The 18,166-nt window shown below is 62.9% G+C and carries 17 protein-coding genes; 11 read left to right on the top strand and 6 right to left on the bottom strand.

What is annotated here, in order from left to right:
- Positions 1 to 62: 62 nt before the first annotated feature.
- Entirely contained in the window at positions 63 to 890 is an 828-nt protein-coding gene (cheR, locus tag ACK1VC_RS10175) for a protein-glutamate O-methyltransferase CheR (RefSeq protein WP_016488467.1), read from the bottom strand.
- Positions 891 to 941: 51 nt separating this feature from the next.
- Positions 942 to 1,871 carry a chemotaxis protein CheV gene (locus ACK1VC_RS10170; protein ID WP_016488468.1) on the bottom strand — a complete coding sequence of 310 codons (930 nt, stop codon included), beginning with the start codon at positions 1,869 to 1,871 and terminating at the stop codon, positions 942 to 944.
- A gap of 76 nt (positions 1,872 to 1,947) precedes the next feature.
- Here ACK1VC_RS10170 and flgA point away from each other — a divergent pair, with 76 nt between their 5' ends.
- The 4 genes from flgA (at position 1,948) to ACK1VC_RS10150 (ending at position 4,517) form a co-directional block, all read left to right on the top strand.
- Positions 1,948 to 2,700, top strand: a complete 753-nt coding sequence (gene flgA, locus ACK1VC_RS10165) for a flagellar basal body P-ring formation chaperone FlgA (protein WP_016488469.1) — start codon at positions 1,948 to 1,950, stop codon at positions 2,698 to 2,700.
- A 162-nt stretch (positions 2,701 to 2,862) separates the two neighbouring features.
- Positions 2,863 to 3,177 (top strand): flagellar biosynthesis anti-sigma factor FlgM, encoded by a 315-nt coding sequence (flgM, locus tag ACK1VC_RS10160; protein ID WP_016488470.1) that lies wholly within the window; start codon positions 2,863 to 2,865, stop codon positions 3,175 to 3,177.
- 49 nt (positions 3,178 to 3,226) lie between these two features.
- Positions 3,227 to 3,694 carry a flagella synthesis protein FlgN gene (locus tag ACK1VC_RS10155; protein ID WP_016488471.1) on the top strand — a complete coding sequence of 156 codons (468 nt, stop codon included), beginning with the start codon at positions 3,227 to 3,229 and terminating at the stop codon, positions 3,692 to 3,694.
- A gap of 79 nt (positions 3,695 to 3,773) precedes the next feature.
- Positions 3,774 to 4,517 carry a flagellar brake protein gene (locus ACK1VC_RS10150; RefSeq protein ID WP_016488472.1) on the top strand — a complete coding sequence of 248 codons (744 nt, stop codon included), beginning with the start codon at positions 3,774 to 3,776 and terminating at the stop codon, positions 4,515 to 4,517.
- A 152-nt stretch (positions 4,518 to 4,669) separates the two neighbouring features.
- On the opposite strand, the gene ACK1VC_RS10145 is transcribed toward ACK1VC_RS10150, so the two are convergent.
- From ACK1VC_RS10145 to bkdR, 3 genes are all read right to left on the bottom strand, one after another.
- Positions 4,670 to 6,010 carry an MFS transporter gene (locus tag ACK1VC_RS10145; protein WP_023047023.1) on the bottom strand — a complete coding sequence of 447 codons (1,341 nt, stop codon included), beginning with the start codon at positions 6,008 to 6,010 and terminating at the stop codon, positions 4,670 to 4,672.
- Positions 6,011 to 6,138: 128 nt separating this feature from the next.
- Positions 6,139 to 7,380, bottom strand: coding sequence for a glutamine synthetase family protein (locus ACK1VC_RS10140; RefSeq protein WP_161775557.1), 1,242 nt, complete (start codon positions 7,378 to 7,380; stop codon positions 6,139 to 6,141).
- 274 nt (positions 7,381 to 7,654) lie between these two features.
- A complete protein-coding gene (bkdR, locus tag ACK1VC_RS10135; protein ID WP_012273540.1) occupies positions 7,655 to 8,140 on the bottom strand; it encodes a Bkd operon transcriptional regulator BkdR in 486 nt (161 codons plus the stop codon).
- A 198-nt stretch (positions 8,141 to 8,338) separates the two neighbouring features.
- Here bkdR and ACK1VC_RS10130 point away from each other — a divergent pair, with 198 nt between their 5' ends.
- Genes ACK1VC_RS10130 through lpdA form a run of 4 tightly spaced genes read left to right on the top strand, consistent with a single transcriptional unit; the run spans position 8,339 to position 13,285 of the window.
- On the top strand, positions 8,339 to 9,571 hold the full coding sequence (locus ACK1VC_RS10130) for a 3-methyl-2-oxobutanoate dehydrogenase (2-methylpropanoyl-transferring) subunit alpha (protein ID WP_016488475.1): 1,233 nt from the start codon (positions 8,339 to 8,341) through the stop codon (positions 9,569 to 9,571).
- 1 nt (position 9,572) lies between these two features.
- Positions 9,573 to 10,631 carry an alpha-ketoacid dehydrogenase subunit beta gene (locus tag ACK1VC_RS10125; protein ID WP_016488476.1) on the top strand — a complete coding sequence of 353 codons (1,059 nt, stop codon included), beginning with the start codon at positions 9,573 to 9,575 and terminating at the stop codon, positions 10,629 to 10,631.
- A complete protein-coding gene (locus ACK1VC_RS10120) occupies positions 10,632 to 11,903 on the top strand; it encodes a dihydrolipoamide acetyltransferase family protein (RefSeq protein WP_016488477.1) in 1,272 nt (423 codons plus the stop codon).
- 2 nt (positions 11,904 to 11,905) lie between these two features.
- Complete coding sequence (gene lpdA, locus ACK1VC_RS10115; protein ID WP_191086854.1) at positions 11,906 to 13,285, top strand: dihydrolipoyl dehydrogenase; 1,380 nt, start codon at positions 11,906 to 11,908, stop codon at positions 13,283 to 13,285.
- Positions 13,286 to 13,400: 115 nt separating this feature from the next.
- Here lpdA and ACK1VC_RS10110 read toward each other — a convergent pair whose 3' ends face one another.
- The gene (locus ACK1VC_RS10110) at positions 13,401 to 14,399 is read right to left on the bottom strand and encodes a sensor domain-containing diguanylate cyclase (RefSeq protein WP_016488479.1); all 999 of its coding nucleotides are present in this window, start codon (positions 14,397 to 14,399) and stop codon (positions 13,401 to 13,403) included.
- 273 nt (positions 14,400 to 14,672) lie between these two features.
- Here ACK1VC_RS10110 and ACK1VC_RS10105 point away from each other — a divergent pair, with 273 nt between their 5' ends.
- The 3 genes from ACK1VC_RS10105 to ACK1VC_RS10095 all read left to right on the top strand — a co-directional run bounded on the left by ACK1VC_RS10105 (position 14,673) and on the right by ACK1VC_RS10095 (position 18,073).
- Entirely contained in the window at positions 14,673 to 15,293 is a 621-nt protein-coding gene (locus ACK1VC_RS10105; protein ID WP_096426987.1) for a GntR family transcriptional regulator, read from the top strand.
- Positions 15,294 to 15,640: 347 nt separating this feature from the next.
- Positions 15,641 to 17,014 carry a fosfomycin efflux MFS transporter AbaF gene (abaF, locus tag ACK1VC_RS10100; RefSeq protein ID WP_031311623.1) on the top strand — a complete coding sequence of 458 codons (1,374 nt, stop codon included), beginning with the start codon at positions 15,641 to 15,643 and terminating at the stop codon, positions 17,012 to 17,014.
- Positions 17,015 to 17,152: 138 nt separating this feature from the next.
- Positions 17,153 to 18,073, top strand: a complete 921-nt coding sequence (locus ACK1VC_RS10095; protein WP_449117949.1) for a dihydrodipicolinate synthase family protein — start codon at positions 17,153 to 17,155, stop codon at positions 18,071 to 18,073.
- The last annotated feature ends 93 nt before the right edge of the window (positions 18,074 to 18,166 follow it).

Genomic DNA, 18,166 nt, shown 5'->3' with positions numbered 1-18,166 from the left:
CCCGCGAAGAGGCCGGCACATACAGCAAAAAGGCCGGCAGTTTTCGCTGCCAGCCTTCTTGATTACTTGGCCTGGTAGATGATCCCCGGGCTGCACTGGACCATCTGGTAATGGTCCGGCAACCCGTTCAGCGCTTCCGAAGCACCAAGGAACAGGTAGCCACCTGGCTTCAGTGTGCTGTGAATGCGCAGCAGGATGTCCCGTTTCACCTGCGCCGAGAAGTAAATCAGCACGTTGCGGCAGAACACGATGTCGAACTTGCCCAGGGCGGCATAGCTGTCGAGCAGGTTGAACGAGCGGAACTCGACGCGGCTGCGAATCGCCGGCTTGACCGCCCAGCGCCCCGGCCCCTTGGGGTCGAAGTAGCGCTGCAGGCGCTCCTGGGACAAGCCGCGGGCGATGGCCAGGCTGTCATACTCACCGGTCTTGCAGTTGGTCAGCATGGTGCCGGACAGGTCGGTGGCAACGATCTGCGCGCCCATCTTCAATTGGCCAAGGTTGCTGCGCTCGAACTCGTCGATGGCCATCGAAATGGAATACGGCTCCTGGCCCGACGAACAGGCCGCCGACCACATGCGCAGGCGCTGGCCGGGGTTGTTGCGGATGAACTCGGGAATCACCTTGTTCTTCAGCACTTCGAACGGGTAGGTATCGCGAAACCACAGGGTTTCGTTGGTGGTCATCGCATCCACCACCTGCTCACGCAAACCACCGCGCGGCTGGGCCTGGATGCGTTGCACCAGTTCGCCCAGGCTCTTGATGCCCTGTTGCTCCATCAGCTTGTTGAGACGGCTGGAAACCAGGTACTGCTTATTCTCGCCCAGCAGGATGCCACAGGCTTTCTCCAGGAATACCCGGAACTGTTCGAAATCCAAATTACCCGTAGACACTCTTGCCGCCTCTTTTCAATCACTGGTGCCGGGGGCGTGCCCCCGGCTGCTTCAATGCGCTGCCTTGATCCGGTCGACCACCCGCTGGGCCAGGTCGTCCGGCTTGAACTTGGCCAGGAAGTCATCGGCACCGACCTTCTTGACCATTGCCTGGTTGAACACCCCGGAAAGCGAAGTATGCAGGCAGATGTGCAATTTTTGCATGCGCGGGTCGCTGCGGATCTCCGCCGTTAGCGTATAGCCGTCCATTTCCGGCATTTCAATGTCCGAGATCATCATCAGGAACTCTTCTTCCGGCTTTTTGCCCTCCTCCACCAGCTGGCGCAGGTAGTTCAGGGCCTGACGGCCATCATTGAGCGCCACCACCTCCACCCCCACGGTCTGCAGGCAGCGGCTGACCTGCTTGCGTGCCACCGACGAATCGTCCACGGTCAGCACCCGCATCAGCACGGCCTTGTCCTGCGTCTCGGCATCGATCACCCCGGCCGAGACCGACTCGGACGACGGCGACACTTCGGCCAGCACCTTCTCCACATCGATGATCTCGACCATGCGGTTGTCCACCCGGGTGACCGCCGTCAGGTAGTGGTCACGGCCGGTGCCCTTGGGTGGCGGATGGATCTCTTCCCAGTTCATGTTGACGATGCGCTCCACCGAGTGCACCAGAAAGCCCTGGGTCTTGGTGTTGTACTCGGTGATGATCACGAAGCTGTTGCGCGTCTCTTCCTGCAGCGGCCGCAACCCGGTGGCCATCGACAAGTCGAGGATCGGGATGGTCGCCCCGCGAATGTTGGCAACGCCACGCACCACCGGGTGCGCCTTGGGCAGCAGGGTCAGCGCAGGGCATTGCAGCACTTCCCTGACCTTGAACACGTTGATGCCGTAAAGCTGTTCGCCGTTGAGGCGGAACAGCAGCAATTCCAGGCGATTCTGCCCCACCAGCTGCGTGCGCTGGTTGACCGAATCCATAACACCCGCCATGCCAGACTCCTTATCTTTCAGCCTTTCGTTGCAACTCAGGTTACGAGTCGGCACGGGCTTTGCTTTTTTGAGCGTCATGCATACGAAAACGACATTTTTCCGACGATTGACGCGCCTGCTGACGGGCTCGCTGGCCACGTTGTGCCTGCTGGTGCCCGGCGTTCGCACGGTAGCGGACGCGCTCACCTTGCCTGAACAGCTTATCGGTGTCACCCAAGGGTTTCTTGAATTCACCGTCGAAGATTACCTGGCTACCACCCAGACCCCCGGCCGCTATGAAATCCAGGTCAACCCGCTGGACCCACGCCTGCGCATGCCGTTGTGCAGCCAGCAGCTGGACGCCTCGCTGGAAAGCCCTTCCCTGCCACTTGGCCGGGTAACGGTACGGGTGCGCTGCGACAGTGCGGCCCCGTGGACGGTGTTTGTCCCGGCCACGGTACGGCTGTTCCGCGACGTGGTGGTGGTCACCCGCCCGCTCAAGCGCGACAACACAGTGGGCGAAGGCGACGTGGCCCTGCGCGAGCGCGATGTCGGCACCCTTGGCCAGGGTTTTCTGACCGAACTGGACCAGGCGGTGGGCATGAAGATGCTGCGCCCCACGGTGATCGACCAGGTACTTACCCCGCAACATCTGGAGCAGGCCGAGGTGGTGCGCAAGGGCGACCAGGTGGTGATCATCGCCCGCAGCGGCAGCCTGAGCGTGCGCATGCCGGGCGAGGCCCTTAGCAAAGGCGGACTGAGCGAACAGATACGGGTACGCAACCTGAATTCCAAACGGGTGGTCAAGGCCAGGGTGACGGGCCCGGGCCAGGTCGAGGTGAGCATGTAGCCCGCCACAGATTGCGCTGGCAGGGAGGAACCGCTTTTCCTAAACTGTGTCAGAGAACGGGTTGGCGAGCTTGCTGACAGGCGGCCAAGCATTTGTGCCTAAAGTTTCTTTCGGGCTGGCCGAAAACAAGGCAAGCGTCCAAATACCCAGAGGTTCCTGATCATGGTCATCGACTTCAGTCGTTTGAATAACTCTCCGTCCGTCACGGGCGGCGTGCGCGGCAACACCGCGGCGGGCAATGCCGAAAAACCGGCAGCCAGCCAGGAAGCGGTGAAAGACACCAGCGCCAGCGGAGAAGCGGTACACCTCAGCCAAGAGGCACAGCAGTTGCAAAAGGTCAGCGACAAGCTGCGCGACGAGCCGGTTGTCAACAGTGCCCGTGTGGCCCAGTTGAAACAGGCGATCGCCGACGGCAGCTACCAGGTCGATGCCGGCCGGGTCGCCAGCAAACTGCTCGATTTCGAAGCCCAGCGCTGACCCTTCGGCGCGCTGACTTCACGGACGCTAGAAAAGCCAAGAGTTAGCCATGCACGACACCACCTTGCTGCAACTGATCGAAGATGACATTGCCCCGATGCAGGAACTGCTCGACCTTCTGAATAAAGAAGCGATCGCCCTGCATGGCCGCGACATGCCGCTGCTGGAACAGATCCTGGCGCGCAAGCAGTCGCTGATCATCTTGCTCGAGCAGCATGGCCAGCGCCGCAGCCAGTTGCTCGGCAGCCTGGGCCTGAGTGCCGATCGCACTGGCGTGCAGGCGGTAGCCGCACAATCGCCCCATGGCGACGCGATGCTGCAGCGGCTCGACATGCTGTCGAAACTGATGGACGACTGCCAGCAGGTCAACCAGACCAACGGCCGGATCATCCAGGTACAGCAACACGTCACCAACAACCAGATCAGAATCCTCATGGGCGGCGACTCACCGTCGCTCTACGATAGCCGAGGCAGCACCTCGCCGCTGGCCAAGCCACGGGCCCTCAGCCAAGTGTGATTTTTCTATCAAGGCACGGAACATACTGGCAAAATGCCGTTACTTGCGTGTGTCGCTTTTGCCTGGAGAACGATAAGCCGTGTTCAATGAAACCGAAGCCCCGCAACCGCCAAAGGTGCTGAACACCCCCTTGGAGATTGCGGCCAACTTGCGGCAGCTGCAGGAAAGCCACGACCCCCTGATCATCACCTTCCATGACCGCAGCCAGCGCTTCCAGAGCTATGTGGTGCACGTGGACCGTGAAAGCAACACCCTGGCACTGGACGAGATGATCCCGCGCGACGGTGAAAAATTCATCGAAAACGGCGAGCACTTCCGCGTTGAGGGCTTTCACGATGGCGTACGCATCGCCTGGGAATGCGACCACGCGCTGAAGATCACCGAAGTCAACGGCCACCGCTGCTACAGCGGTGCCATGCCGCAGGAGATGACCTACCACCAGCGCCGCAACGCCTTCCGCGCCGCGCTGAAGCTGTCGCAACTGGTCGACATCATTCTCGATGGCACCCACCTGAAGGGTAACGGCGCCCTGCGTGGCAAGCTGCTGGACATCTCGGCCACCGGGTGCAAACTGCGCTTTGAAGGCAATGTCGAAGATCGCCTGCAGCTGGGCCAGGTGTACGAACGTTTCAAGGCGGGTAACCCGCTGGGCCTGGTGGACACCATGGTCGAACTGCGGCACCTGCACTATGAAGAGCGCATCAATACCACCTTTGCCGGCGTGCGCTTCCACAACCTGAGCGGGCAGGCACAGCGCAAGATCGAGAGCTTTGTGTATCAGCTGCAGCGTGAGGCGCGGCGGTTTGACAAAGACGACTATTGATCGTCGCCTGAATGCGAAAACGCCACCTGCTGAGGTGGCGTTTTCATTTGCGTTCTTCCTGCCCCGGCCTCTTCGCGGGGCAAGCCCGCTCCCACAGTGGTGGCGTCAAACCTGAGGCTATACAGTACCTGTGCGAAGAGGCCAGTGCAGGCTTATACCGACTTGCTGACCTCCTCCGGTTCAGCAGCCTGTTGCTCAGCACCTTTATCTTCTTCCTCGGTATCCTCAGCCGCCACCGGCGCCTGCATCACGTCCTGCACGGTCTGCTCATCCACCCGAGGGTCCAGCGCCGCCGACAAGGGCGAACCGGCTGCCGGCATCGCCACGTGGCCCAGCGGCGCATCCTGCACCTGGTGCAGCCCGGTAACCGCCTTCGGCCGAATGCGCCACACCAGCACCAAGGCGAAAAATACAAAGAACGCATACAGCATCTGCGCGCCCAGCATTTTCATCAGAACGCCCGCCGCCAATGGCCCGATACACGCGCCTACGCCGTAGGTGACCAGCAACATGGCCGTCAGCGACACCCGCCGCTCGCTTTCCACGTGGTCGTTGGAAAACGCCACCGCCAGCGGGTACAGGCAGAACTGCAGCAACGAAATCAGGAAGCCGAACCCGAACAGCAACTCCAGCGGCACACTGGGCAGTATCGCCAATGGCGCAGCGGCCAGCGCCAGGCCTATTGCCACGCTGCGGATCAGCACCGCCCGGTCGTAACGGTCAGACAACCAGCCCAGCGGCCACTGCACCAGCAGGCCGGCAAAAATGCAGCTACCCATGAACAGACCGATCTGCTCGGTCGTCATCCCTTGGCTTGAGGCATACAAAGGCGCCAGGCCGTAGAACGAGCCAACGATCAACCCCGAGCCCAATACCGTACTGAGCGACTGCGGCACGCGCTTGATGAAGAACTTCGGCTCCATCGGTGCCGGGCGCAAGGGTGCCGGGTGAATACGCCGGGTCATTGCCACCGGCACCAGGCACAGGGCAAAGCACATCGCCACCAGCATCAGCAGCTCCGGGCCAAGCTCAGGGTGCACCACCAGAATCAGCTGGCCGAGCACCAGCCCCAGGTACGAGGCGATCATGTAGCCGCTGAACACCGCGCCGCGGTGCTTCACATCGGCCTGCTCGTTGAGCCAGCTTTCAATGACCATGTACTGGCACATCATCCCCAGGCCGACGATCATCCGCAGCCCGACCCAGGCCGGTAGCCAACTGGTCATGCCATGGCCAAGTACCGCCGCGCCGACGATACCGGCGCAGGTGGCATAAGCGCGAATGTGCCCTACCCGGCCAATCAGCCGGTGGCCGACCTTGCCGCCGACGGCCAGGCCAAAGTAGTTGGCCGCCATCAACGCACCCACCCACAGGCTGTCGACATGGTCGGCCGCCAGGCGCAGGGCCAGGTAGGTACTGAGCAGGCCAGAACCGATCAACATCATCAGCGCGGCGAAATACAACGACTGAAACGGCTTCCATACATTTCGCATACGTACCGAGAAGCTCCCTGATCAGGTGACGGTTGGGTGCTAGAAGCATACGGGCAAAAATTGTGTCGCGCAGGCCCCGGCAGCGAAATAGCGCTGCCAGGGCGTGTCCGGTGCAGGTGATGTCGCGATCAGGCCTGCGCCGCCAGCACCCGGCGCTCCCACGGGGTGATCTCGTCGAAGAAATCAGTCAGCTCCAGGGTTTTGCTGGCGATGTAGCCTTCGATGAACTCGCTGCCGAACAGTTCCCGTGCCAGCGCGCTGCGCTTGAGCCGTTCGAGGGCGGCATGCAGGGTACATGGCAGGCTCAGGTGCTCGGGCACTTCGAACTCGCCCTGGATGGCCGGCGATGGCTGCAGGCGCTGCTCGATGCCGTGCAACCCGGCGGCCAGGCTGGCGGCGATGGCCAGATAGGGGTTGGCGTCGGCGCCGGGCAGGCGGTTTTCGACCCGCCGCGCTGCCGGTGCACTGGCCGGAATGCGCAGGCCGGCGGCACGGTTGTCCTCGGACCAGCAGGCATTGTTTGGCGAGGCATAGGGGTGGCACAGGCGCTGATAGGAATTGACGTTGGGCGCGAACAGCGCGGTGAAGTCGGCCATGCACGCCTGCAGGCCACCGATGAAATGGTGGAAGGTGTCGGTCGGCCGGCCTTGCTCGTCATTAAACACGTTACGCCCGCTGCCGGTTTCGACCAGGCTCTGGTGAATGTGCATGGAGCTGCCGGGCGTGCGCGCCAACGGCTTGGCCATGCACACCACGGTCAGCCCATGCTTGAGCGCCACTTCCTTGAGCAGGTGCTTGAACAGGAAGGTCTGGTCAGCCAGCACCAGCGGGTCGCCGTGCAACAGGTTGATCTCGAACTGGCTGACGCCCATTTCGTGCATGAACGTGTCGCGCGGCAGGCCGAGCGCAGCCATGCAGTGGTACACCTCTTTGAAGAACGGTCGCAGGCCGTTGTTGGAGCTGACACTGAACGCCGAATGGCCTAGCTCGCGGCGGCCATCGCTGCCAACGGGAGGCTGGAACGGCTGCTGCGGGTCGCTGTTGGGGGCAAACACGAAGAATTCGAGCTCGGTCGCCACCACAGGCGCCAACCCCAGCGCGGCATAGCGGGCGATCACCGCCTTGAGCTGGCCCCGGGTGGACAGTGCCGAGGGCCGGCCATCCAGTTCATTGGCATCGCAGATGGCCAGGGCGCGGCCGTCGCTGCTCCAGGGCAGGCGATGCACCTGGCTGGGTTCGGCCACCAGCGCCAGGTCACCGTCGTCGCTGCCGTAGAATTTCGCCGGTGGGTAACCGCCCATGATGCATTGCAGCAACACTCCCCGGGCCATCTGCAGGCGGCGGCCTTCCAAAAAGCCTTCGGCAGTCATCACCTTGCCGCGCGGGACGCCGTTGAGGTCGGGGGTGACGCATTCGATTTCATCGATGCCGTGAAGCTGAGCAGTGCTCATGACGCTTGTCCTTGTTGTTGTACGCTGACAACAACATAGGCTGGGGGTGTTTAAAATATCAAGCACCCGCTTTCAACACCGCGTGCTCCCCTTCGCGGGCATGCCCGCTCCCACAGGTACGGCGCCGCCCTTGAAGTTAGCGAGATCCGTGTGGGAGCGGGCGCGCCCGCGAAGAGGCCAGCACTGGCAACCTCTATTCCCGCAAGGTCATGCCGTTGGCCGGCAGCGGCAAAGCCGTCTTGTACCGCACCTGCTTCAAGGCAAAACTCGAGCGGATATTCGCCACCCCCGGCAACCGCGTCAGGTAGTCAAGAAACCGCTCCAGCGCCTGAATGCTCGGCAGCAGTACCCGCAACAGGTAATCCGGGTCCCCGGTCATCAAGTAGCACTCCATCACCTCGGGCCGTTCGGCAATTTCCTCCTCGAAGCGGTGCAACGACTGCTCCACCTGCTTTTCCAGGCTGACATGGATGAACACGTTTACATCCAGCCCCAGCGCTTCGGGTGACAGCAACGTCACCTGTTGGCGGATTACCCCGAGTTCTTCCATGGCCCGCACGCGGTTGAAACAGGGCGTGGGCGACAGGTTGACCGAGCGGGCCAGCTCGGCGTTGGTAATGCGGGCGTTTTCCTGCAGGCTGTTGAGAATGCCGATATCGGTACGATCGAGTTTGCGCATGAGACAAAATCACCGGTTTTTTGTGTTTATGCGGAATGTTTATCTGCACCGCTCGGCAAAGGCAATCAACTTGAGAGAAAAATTCTCCTGCCGGACCACTAAGATGTAGATGACGCTGACCTACCAGTCACAAGCCGGTGTTCAGCGGCGGCCGCTTCAGAGCTCACAAAAACAAATACCCGAGCGAGCGTAAAAAGCATGAACGAGTACGCCCCCCTGCGTTTGCATGTGCCCGAGCCCACCGGCCGGCCAGGCTGCCAGACCGATTTTTCCTACCTGCGCCTCAACGACGCAGGTCAAGCCCGTAAACCCCCCGTCGATGTCGAGGCTGCCGACACTGCCGACCTGGCTCACAGCCTGGTCCGCGTGCTCGATGAGCAGGGCGACGCCCAAGGCCCTTGGGCTGAAGACATCGACCCGCAAGTCCTGCGCCAAGGCATGCGTGCCATGCTCAAGACGCGGATTTTCGACAGCCGCATGGTGGTTGCCCAGCGCCAGAAGAAGATGTCCTTCTACATGCAGAGCCTGGGCGAAGAAGCCATCGGCAGCGGCCAGGCGCTGGCGCTGAACCGTACCGACATGTGCTTCCCTACCTACCGCCAGCAAAGCATCCTGATGGCGCGAGACGTGTCGCTGGTCGAAATGATCTGCCAGCTGTTGTCCAACGAACGCGACCCGCTCAAGGGGCGCCAGCTACCAATCATGTACTCGGTACGCGAGGCTGGCTTCTTCACCATCAGCGGTAACCTGGCGACCCAGTTCGTGCAGGCGGTCGGCTGGGCCATGGCCTCGGCGATCAAGGGCGATACCAAGATCGCCTCGGCGTGGATCGGCGACGGTGCCACAGCCGAGTCAGACTTTCACACCGCCCTCACCTTTGCCCACGTGTACCGCGCCCCGGTAATCCTCAACGTGGTCAACAACCAGTGGGCCATTTCTACCTTCCAGGCCATCGCCGGTGGCGAATCGACCACCTTCGCCGGCCGTGGCGTGGGCTGCGGCATTGCCTCGCTGCGGGTGGACGGCAACGACTTTGTCGCTGTCTACGCCGCCTCGCGCTGGGCAGCCGAACGCGCCCGCCGCGGCCTAGGCCCAAGTCTGATCGAGTGGGTCACCTACCGTGCCGGCCCGCACTCGACCTCGGACGACCCCTCCAAGTACCGCCCTGCCGATGACTGGAGCCACTTCCCGTTGGGCGACCCGATCGCCCGCCTGAAGCAGCACCTGATCAAGATCGGCCACTGGTCCGAGGAAGAGCACCAGGCCACCACGGCCGAATTCGAGGCTGCGGTCATTGCCGCACAAAAAGAAGCCGAGCAGTACGGCACCCTGGCCAACGGTCACATCCCAAGCGCCGCCTCGATGTTCGAGGACGTGTACAAGGAGATGCCCGACCACCTGCGCCGTCAACGCCAGGAACTGGGGGTTTGAGATGAACGATCACAACAACAGCATCAACCCGGAAACCGCCATGGCCACCACTACCATGACCATGATCCAGGCCCTGCGCTCGGCCATGGATGTCATGCTTGAGCGCGACGACAATGTGGTTGTCTACGGCCAGGACGTCGGCTACTTCGGTGGCGTGTTCCGCTGCACCGAAGGCCTGCAGAACAAGTACGGCAAGTCCCGCGTGTTCGACGCGCCAATCTCCGAAAGCGGTATCGTCGGTACCGCCGTGGGCATGGGCGCCTACGGCCTGCGCCCGGTCGTGGAAATCCAGTTCGCCGACTACTTCTACCCGGCCTCCGACCAGATCGTCTCGGAAATGGCGCGCCTGCGTTACCGCTCAGCCGGCGAGTTCATCGCCCCGCTGACCCTGCGCATGCCGTGCGGCGGTGGCATCTATGGCGGCCAGACCCACAGCCAGAGCCCGGAAGCGATGTTCACCCAGGTGTGCGGCCTGCGCACTGTCATGCCATCCAACCCGTATGACGCCAAAGGCCTGCTGATTGCCTCGATCGAATGCGACGACCCGGTGATCTTCCTGGAGCCCAAGCGCCTGTACAACGGCCCGTTCGACGGCCACCACGACCGCCCGGTAACGCCGTGGTCGAAGCACCCACACAGTGCTGTGCCAGACGGCTACTACACCGTACCGCTGGACAAGGCCGCCATTACCCGCCCCGGCAATGACGTGACCGTGCTCACCTACGGCACCACGGTGTACGTGGCCCAGGTGGCCGCCGAGGAAAGCGGCGTCGATGCTGAAGTGATCGACCTGCGCAGCCTGTGGCCGCTGGACCTGGACACCATCGTCGAGTCGGTGAAAAAGACCGGCCGCTGCGTGGTGGTGCACGAGGCCACCCGTACCTGCGGCTTCGGTGCCGAGCTGGTGTCGTTGGTGCAAGAGCACTGCTTCCACCACCTGGAGGCGCCCATCGAGCGCGTCACCGGCTGGGACACCCCCTACCCTCACGCGCAGGAATGGGCGTATTTCCCAGGGCCTTCGCGGGTAGGTGCGGCATTGAAAAAGGTCATGGAGGTCTGAATGGGCACGCACGTCATCAAGATGCCGGACATTGGCGAAGGCATCGCACAGGTCGAGTTGGTGGAATGGTTCGTCAAGGTCGGCGACATGATCGCCGAAGACCAGGTGGTGGCCGACGTCATGACCGACAAGGCCACTGTGGAAATCCCTTCGCCGGTCAGCGGCAAGGTGCTGGCACTGGGCGGCCAGCCCGGTGAAGTGATGGCGGTCGGTAGCGAACTGATCCGCATCGAAGTGGAAGGCAGCGGCAACCATGTGGATGTGCCTCAGGCCAAACAGATAGAAACGCCCGCCGCCCCTGTGGCAGCCAAGCCGGAACTGCAGAAAGACGTAAAACCCGCTGCGTACCAGGCACCCGTCAACCACGAAGCTGCGCCCATCGTGCCGCGCCAGCCGGGCGACAAGCCGCTGGCCTCACCGGCGGTGCGCAAGCGTGCGCTGGATACCGGTATCGAACTGCGCTATGTGCACGGCAGCGGCCCGGCCGGGCGCATCTTGCACGAAGACCTTGACGCCTTCATGAGCAAGCCGCAGAGCGCCGCCGGGCAAGCCCCCAATGGCTATGCCAAGCGCACCGACAGCGAGCAGGTGCCGGTGATCGGCCTGCGCCGCAAGATCGCCCAGCGCATGCAGGATGCCAAGCGCCGGGTCGCGCACTTCAGCTATGTGGAAGAAATCGACGTCACCGCCCTGGAAGCCCTGCGCCAGCAGCTCAACAGCAAGTACGGCGACAGCCGCGGCAAGCTGACGCTGCTGCCGTTCCTGGTGCGTGCCTTGGTCGTGGCGCTGCGTGACTTCCCGCAGATCAACGCCACCTACGACGACGAAGCGCAGGTCATCACCCGCCATGGCGCGGTGCATGTAGGCATTGCTACCCAGGGTGACAACGGCCTGATGGTGCCAGTGCTGCGCCATGCCGAAGCGGGCAGCCTGTGGGCCAATGCCGGCGAGATTTCGCGCCTGGCCAACGCTGCGCGCACCAACAAGGCCAACCGCGAGGAGCTGTCGGGTTCAACCATCACCCTGACCAGCCTGGGCGCCCTCGGCGGCATCGTCAGCACTCCGGTGGTCAACACCCCGGAAGTGGCAATTGTCGGCGTCAACCGCATGGTTGAGCGGCCGGTGGTGATCGACGGCCAGATCGTCGTGCGCAAGATGATGAACCTGTCCAGCTCGTTCGACCACCGCGTGGTCGACGGCATGGACGCCGCGCTGTTCATCCAGGCCGTGCGTGGCCTGCTCGAACAACCCGCCTGCCTGTTCGTGGAGTGAGCATGCAACAGACTATCCAGACTACCCTGTTGATCATCGGCGGTGGCCCTGGTGGCTACGTGGCCGCCATCCGCGCCGGGCAACTGGGCATCCCTACCGTGCTGGTGGAAGGCCAGGCACTGGGCGGTACCTGCCTGAACATCGGCTGCATTCCGTCCAAGGCGCTGATCCATGTGGCCGAGCAGTTCCACCAGACTTCACGCTTTGCCGGGCCGTCGGACCTGGGCATCAGCGTTGCTTCGCCGCGCCTGGACATCGGCCAGAGCGTGGCCTGGAAGGACGGCATCGTCGACCGCCTGACCACCGGGGTAGCTGCCCTGCTGAAGAAGCACGGGGTCAAGGTGATTCACGGCTGGGCGAAGGTGCTTGATGGCAAGCAGGTCGAGGTTGATGGCCAGCGCATCCAGTGCGAACACCTGTTGCTGGCCACCGGTTCCAGCAGCGTCGAACTGCCGATGCTGCCGCTGGGTGGGCCAGTGATTTCCTCGACCGAAGCGCTGGCACCGACGGCACTGCCGCAACACCTGGTGGTGGTGGGCGGGGGCTATATCGGCCTTGAGCTGGGCATTGCCTACCGCAAACTGGGCGCGCAGGTCAGCGTAGTGGAGGCGCGTGAGCGCATCCTGCCGACTTACGACAGCGAATTGACCGCCCCGGTGGCCGAGTCGTTGAAGAAGCTGGGCATCGCCCTGCACCTTGGCCACAGCGTCGAAGGTTACGAAAACGGTTGCCTGCTGGCCAACGACGGCAAGGGCGGGCAACTGCGCCTGGAAGCCGACCAGGTGCTGGTGGCCGTGGGCCGCCGGCCACGCACCCAAGGCTTCAACCTGGAATGCCTGGACCTGAAAATGAACGGCGCCGCCATTGCCATCGACGAACGCTGCCAGACCAGCATGCACAACGTGTGGGCCATCGGCGACGTGGCCGGCGAACCGATGCTGGCACACCGGGCCATGGCCCAGGGCGAGATGGTGGCCGAAATCGTCGCCGGCAAGGCACGCCGCTTCGAGCCTGCCGCGATTGCTGCTGTGTGCTTCACCGACCCGGAAGTGGTAGTGGTCGGCAAAACCCCGGAGCAGGCCAGCCAGCAAGGGCTGGACTGCATCGTCGCGCACTTCCCGTTTGCCGCCAACGGCCGGGCGATGAGCCTGGAATCGAAGAGCGGTTTCGTGCGCGTGGTGGCGCGCCGGGACAATCACCTGATCCTGGGCTGGCAAGCGGTTGGCGTGGCGGTTTCCGAACTGTCTACGGCGTTTGCCCAGTCGCTGGAGATGGGCGCGTGCCTGGAGGATGTGGCCGGCACCATCCATACCCACCCGACGCTGGGTGAGGCGGTACAGGAAGCGGCATTGCGCGCCCTGGGCCACGCCCTGCATATCTGACACTGAAGCGGCCGAGGCCGATTTGGCCCGCTGCGCCGAGAGGCGCCGCGGGTCTTTTTTCATTCAGGCCACAGGACGATCCAGTAACAGGCACCGCTCCCACAATCACCGCGCGCTACTCGGCTATGGCGTTCTTGCCTGCCGCCTTGGCCCGGTACAGCGCCTTGTCGGCGCGCGCCAGCAGCGCAGGCTGGTCCTCTCCTTCCTGCCATTGGACCACGCCATAGCTCAGGGTCAGCCGGCAATCGCCCACAGGCTCCAGCTGCTCAATCACCTGACGCAAGCGTACCGCCACCTCAAGTGCATCCCTCAGCGTGGTCTGCGGCAGTACAAGGACAAACTCATCCCCGCCCCAGCGGGCCAACAGGTCCAGTTCACGCTGGCAGGTGCGCAGGTTTTCGGCCACCCGCACCAGCGCCGCATCGCCCCTAGCATGGCCGTAGCGGTCGTTGATCGGCTTGAAGTCATCCATGTCCATGGCGATCAGCGACAACGGCTGGCGGAAGCGCTTGGCCCGCTCGCACTCCAGTTGCAGGGTCTTGTCCAACCGATAGCGGTTGGCAATGCGGGTCAATGCATCGCGCTCGGCCAACTCGCGGTTTTCGTCCAGTTGCCGCTGCAACTGCTGGTTCACCCAGGACAGCTCGCGAGTGCGCTCGGCCACTAGGCACTCCAGCGACTGGTTCTTCTGTTCCAACTGGGCCACCCGGCGTTTGCCGGCATCGATATTACGGTGCGCCCCGAGCATGCGCGCCACCGAACCGTCCTGGTTATGGGCAATGATGTAGCCGCTGTCTTCGATCCACAGATAGCTGCCATCCTGGCAACGACAGCGGTATTCGATGAGGTAGCGCTCGTTGCGCTGGTTGATATACGCCTCGAAATGCGCCATTACCCGCGGGTAGTCCTCCGGATGGATCACGCTTTCCCAGGTGAGGACTGAATTGGCCATTGAATGGCTGGTGTAGCCGAGCATGGCGTACCAGCCCGGGTTGCGATAGACGTAGCCGGTATTGGCATTCCAGTCCCAGATGCCATCGCTTATCAACTCGAACAAGGTGTGCAATTGCTGTTCACTGAAGCCGGCGGGTGCCGGCCCGGTTTCCTGATTCATGGACGCTCTCCCTGATGCCCAGCAACTGCGCCCCGTTCACGGGGCTGCCGACAGTGGTGGTAATTGCCGCAGGCGGCAAGAGGATGCTTGAACCGGCAAGCATATGCCCCCCGTGCTGCCACCGGAAATAGTCGCAACGCGCTATTTTCGCCCACCGCTGCAGGCGGTATGGCTGCCGAAGTGTTTCGTATAAGATATCCGCACCGCCTGATTCTGGAATTTCCCGTGCCGTTGCCGTCTTTCAAAGCTACCGACCTGGGTGCAACGCCCTCGATGTCGGAAATCATCGCCAAACACCTGCGCGAGGCAATTATCTCGGGGCAGCTGGCCGAAGGCGAACCGGTGCGTCAGGACGAAGTGGCGCAGGCGTTCAACGTCAGCAAGATCCCGGTGCGCGAAGCCCTGAAGCGCCTGGAAGCCGAAGGCCTGGTGGATTTTCAGCGCAACCGTGGCGCGCTGGTTACCCGCATCTCGGAACCTGAACTGGCGCAGATGTTCGAGGTACGTGTGTTGCTGGAAGTGCAAGCGATTCGCCTGGCGATTCCGAACATGACCGAAGCACATTTTGCCCAGGCCGAAGCCATCTGCGCGGAGTTCATCGGCGAGGACGATGTGGGCCGCTGGGCCGACCTGAACTGGGCGCTGCACGCCTGCCTGTACGAACCGGCGCGGCGGCCTTACCTGGTCGGCCTTATCCGCTCGATCCATGACAAGGTGGAACGCTACCTGCGCATGCAAATGAGCCTGTCAGCGGGCAAGCTGCGCGCGGATCACGAGCACCGGGATATCGTTGCCGCCTGCCGGGCGCGGGATGTAGAACTGGCGGCGCGGCTGATAGAAGAACACATCAATGGCGTGTGCCAGAGCCTGTACGAGCACCTGCCCCATAACTGACCCGACAGGCTATCACCGCCCCGTGCAGGAGCAGCCTCCTGCGGCCCTTACAGAAAAACCATGACGTATTGATTTAACGGGGACGCTGTGGGAGCGGGCTTGCCCCGAGAACACCGGCAAAGCCGGTGCCATACACCCCGTGGCCCCCTTCGCGGGACCAGCCCGCTCCCACAATGACCCCGTTCTATCCTGCCAATGGCTCGATTGGAAATCTCCCTTTCTGGCTTCGTTTTTGCTTATCTAGATATCGTATACGAAATACCATATAAGGAATCGGCGGCTCCGATTTCCCCGGCGCCACCCTGCCTACTCCTTCTTCCAATAATTACGTATCGGAGTGCAAAACCATGGCCACACCCTCTTCGGCGGCATCAGCGAATGTCGCAAACACAGCAGACAAGGCCCCTGCGGGCATCAAGCGTGTGGTAGCTGCGGCCATGGCCGGCGCAGTCGCCGAGTGGTACGAATTCTTCCTCTACGGCACCGCCTCGGCGCTGGTGTTCGGCCAGCTGTTCTTTCGCCAGACGGGCAGCGCCATGGACGGCATCATTGCCGCCTTTGCCCTCTACGCAGTGGGCTTTCTCGCCCGCCCCATCGGTGGCCTGGTGTTTGGCCATTACGGCGACAAGGTCGGCCGCAAGCATTTGCTGCAGATCAGCCTGATCGTGGTCGGGATAACCACCTTCCTGATGGGCTGCCTGCCCACCTTCGAGCGCATCGGCTATGCCGCGCCCATCCTCCTGGTGGTGTTGCGGCTGATCCAGGGCTTCGCCTTCGGCGGCGAATGGGGCGGCGCGGTGCTACTGGTGTCCGAGCACAGCCCGGACAACCGCCGCGGCTTCTGGGCCAGCTGGCCGCAAGCGGGCGTGCCGGCCGGCAACCTGATCGCCACTATCATCCTGCTGTTGTTGTCGTCCAACCTTAGCGAGGCGCAGTTCCTGGACTGGGGCTGGCGGGTGGCCTTCTGGTTCTCGGCAGTGGTGGTGCTGATCGGTTACTGGATCCGCACCCGAGTCGATGATGCCCCCATCTTCAAGGAAGCCCAGGCCAAGCAGCAGAAGCTGGAAAGCCAGCAACTGGGCGTAGTGGAGGTGGTCACCAAATACTGGCGCGAAGTGCTGATCGGCATTGGCGCGCGCTTTGCGGAAAACATCCTCTACTACACCGTGGTCACGTTCTCCATCACCTACCTGAAACTGGTGGTGCACAAAGACACTTCGCAAATTCTGCTGCTGATGTTCGGCGCTCACCTGCTGCACTTCTTCATGATCCCGGCCATGGGCTACCTCTCAGACATCATCGGCCGCAAGCCGGTGTACCTGATCGGCGCCGTGCTCACCGCGTTCTGGGGCTTTGTCGGTTTCCCGATGATGGACACCGGCAACGACTGGCTGATCATGGCGGCCATCACGCTGGGCCTGGCCATCGAGTCGATGACCTATGCGCCGTACTCGGCCTTGATGGCCGAACTGTTCCCCACCCACGTGCGCTACACCGCCCTGTCGTTGTGCTACCAGGTGGCGCCAATCCTGGCTGGCTCGCTGGCCCCGCTGATCGCCGTCACCTTGCTGAAGGAATACAACAGCTCCACGCCTATTGCCTGGTACCTGGTGGGCGCGGCAGCGATCTCGATTGTTGCCGTGGCGGCAGCCAAGGAAACCCGCGGCAAGTCGCTGCGCGCCGTTGACGAAGAATCCGCGGCCCGCAACGCCGGCCGTTAAGCAACCCATAAAAATCACACAACAATAGGTAACCACCATGAGCAATATCTTCAACGGCACCATGCCCGCCCTGATGACCCCGTGCACCGCCGCGCGCAAGCCGGACTTTGACGCGCTGGTGCGCATGGGCNCGGCACCATGCCCGCCCTGATGACCCCGTGCACCGCCGCGCGCAAGCCGGACTTTGACGCGCTGGTGCGCATGGGCCACCAGCTGATCGAGGCCGGCATGAGCGCCGTGGTGTACTGCGGTTCGATGGGCGACTGGCCACTGCTGACCGAGGCCGAGCGCCAGGAAGGCGTGGCGCGCCTGGTGGCCGCCGGCATCCCGACCATTGTCGGCACTGGCGCGGTGAACACCCGTGAAGCGGTATCCCATGCCGCCCACGCCGCCAAGGTCGGCGCCGCCGGCCTGATGGTCATCCCCCGCGTGCTCAGCCGCGGTGCCTCGCTGATCGCCCAGAAGCACCACTTCTCGGCCATCCTCGCCGCCGCGCCCAAGCTGCCAGCGGTGATCTACAACAGCCCCTATTACGGCTTCGCCACCCGCGCCGATCTGTTCTTCGAGCTGCGCCGCGAATTCCCCAACCTGATCGGCTTCAAGGAGTTCGGCGGTGGTGCCGACCTGCGTTATGCCGCCGAGCACATCACCTCCAAGGATGACGACGTGACCCTGATGGTGGGCGTGGATACCCAGGTGGTGCATGGCTTCGTCAACTGCAACGCCACCGGCGCCATCACCGGCATCGGCAATGCCCTGCCCCGTGAGGTGCTGCACCTGGTGAGCCTGAGCAAGCAGGCGGCCAAAGGCGATGCCAAGGCCCGTCGCCTGGCGCGCGAACTGGAAGCGGCGCTGGCGGTGCTGTCGTCGTTCGATGAGGGCTGCGACCTGGTGCTGTATTACAAGCACCTGATGGTGCTGAACGGCGACAGCGAGTACAGCCTGCATTTCAACGAAACCGACGTGCTGACCGACGCCCAGCGCAACTATGCCGAGCAGCAATACGCGCTGTTCCGCAGCTGGTACGCCAACTGGTCGGCCGAGCAGAACATCGCCTGATTACCAAGGCCCCGCCGCGTTCTCTGTGGGAGCGGGCTTGGCCCGCGAAGCAGGCGACGCGGTGCCTGGCACCGGCTTTGCCGGTGTTCGCGG

Source organism: Pseudomonas sp. XP2 (genome assembly GCF_053557975.1).
This window is presented reverse-complemented; position numbering and strand designations above follow the sequence as displayed.

Excerpts from the sequence above, each read along its gene's own strand:
- ACK1VC_RS10170 (WP_016488468.1), bottom strand. The coding sequence starts at position 1,871 with ATGGCGGGTGTTATGGATTCGGTCAACCAGCGCACGCAGCTGGTGGGG.
- flgA (WP_016488469.1), top strand. The coding sequence starts at position 1,948 with ATGCATACGAAAACGACATTTTTCCGACGATTGACGCGCCTGCTGACG.
- flgM (WP_016488470.1), top strand. The coding sequence starts at position 2,863 with ATGGTCATCGACTTCAGTCGTTTGAATAACTCTCCGTCCGTCACGGGC.
- ACK1VC_RS10155 (WP_016488471.1), top strand. The coding sequence starts at position 3,227 with ATGCACGACACCACCTTGCTGCAACTGATCGAAGATGACATTGCCCCG.
- ACK1VC_RS10145 (WP_023047023.1), bottom strand. The coding sequence starts at position 6,010 with ATGCGAAATGTATGGAAGCCGTTTCAGTCGTTGTATTTCGCCGCGCTG.
- ACK1VC_RS10140 (WP_161775557.1), bottom strand. The coding sequence starts at position 7,380 with ATGACTGCCGAAGGCTTTTTGGAAGGCCGCCGCCTGCAGATGGCCCGG.
- bkdR (WP_012273540.1), bottom strand. The coding sequence starts at position 8,140 with ATGCGCAAACTCGATCGTACCGATATCGGCATTCTCAACAGCCTGCAG.
- ACK1VC_RS10130 (WP_016488475.1), top strand. The coding sequence starts at position 8,339 with ATGAACGAGTACGCCCCCCTGCGTTTGCATGTGCCCGAGCCCACCGGC.
- ACK1VC_RS10125 (WP_016488476.1), top strand. The coding sequence starts at position 9,573 with ATGAACGATCACAACAACAGCATCAACCCGGAAACCGCCATGGCCACC.
- ACK1VC_RS10120 (WP_016488477.1), top strand. The coding sequence starts at position 10,632 with ATGGGCACGCACGTCATCAAGATGCCGGACATTGGCGAAGGCATCGCA.
- lpdA (WP_191086854.1), top strand. The coding sequence starts at position 11,906 with ATGCAACAGACTATCCAGACTACCCTGTTGATCATCGGCGGTGGCCCT.
- ACK1VC_RS10110 (WP_016488479.1), bottom strand. The coding sequence starts at position 14,399 with ATGAATCAGGAAACCGGGCCGGCACCCGCCGGCTTCAGTGAACAGCAA.
- ACK1VC_RS10105 (WP_096426987.1), top strand. The coding sequence starts at position 14,673 with ATGTCGGAAATCATCGCCAAACACCTGCGCGAGGCAATTATCTCGGGG.
- abaF (WP_031311623.1), top strand. The coding sequence starts at position 15,641 with ATGGCCACACCCTCTTCGGCGGCATCAGCGAATGTCGCAAACACAGCA.
- ACK1VC_RS10095 (WP_449117949.1), top strand. The coding sequence starts at position 17,153 with ATGCCCGCCCTGATGACCCCGTGCACCGCCGCGCGCAAGCCGGACTTT.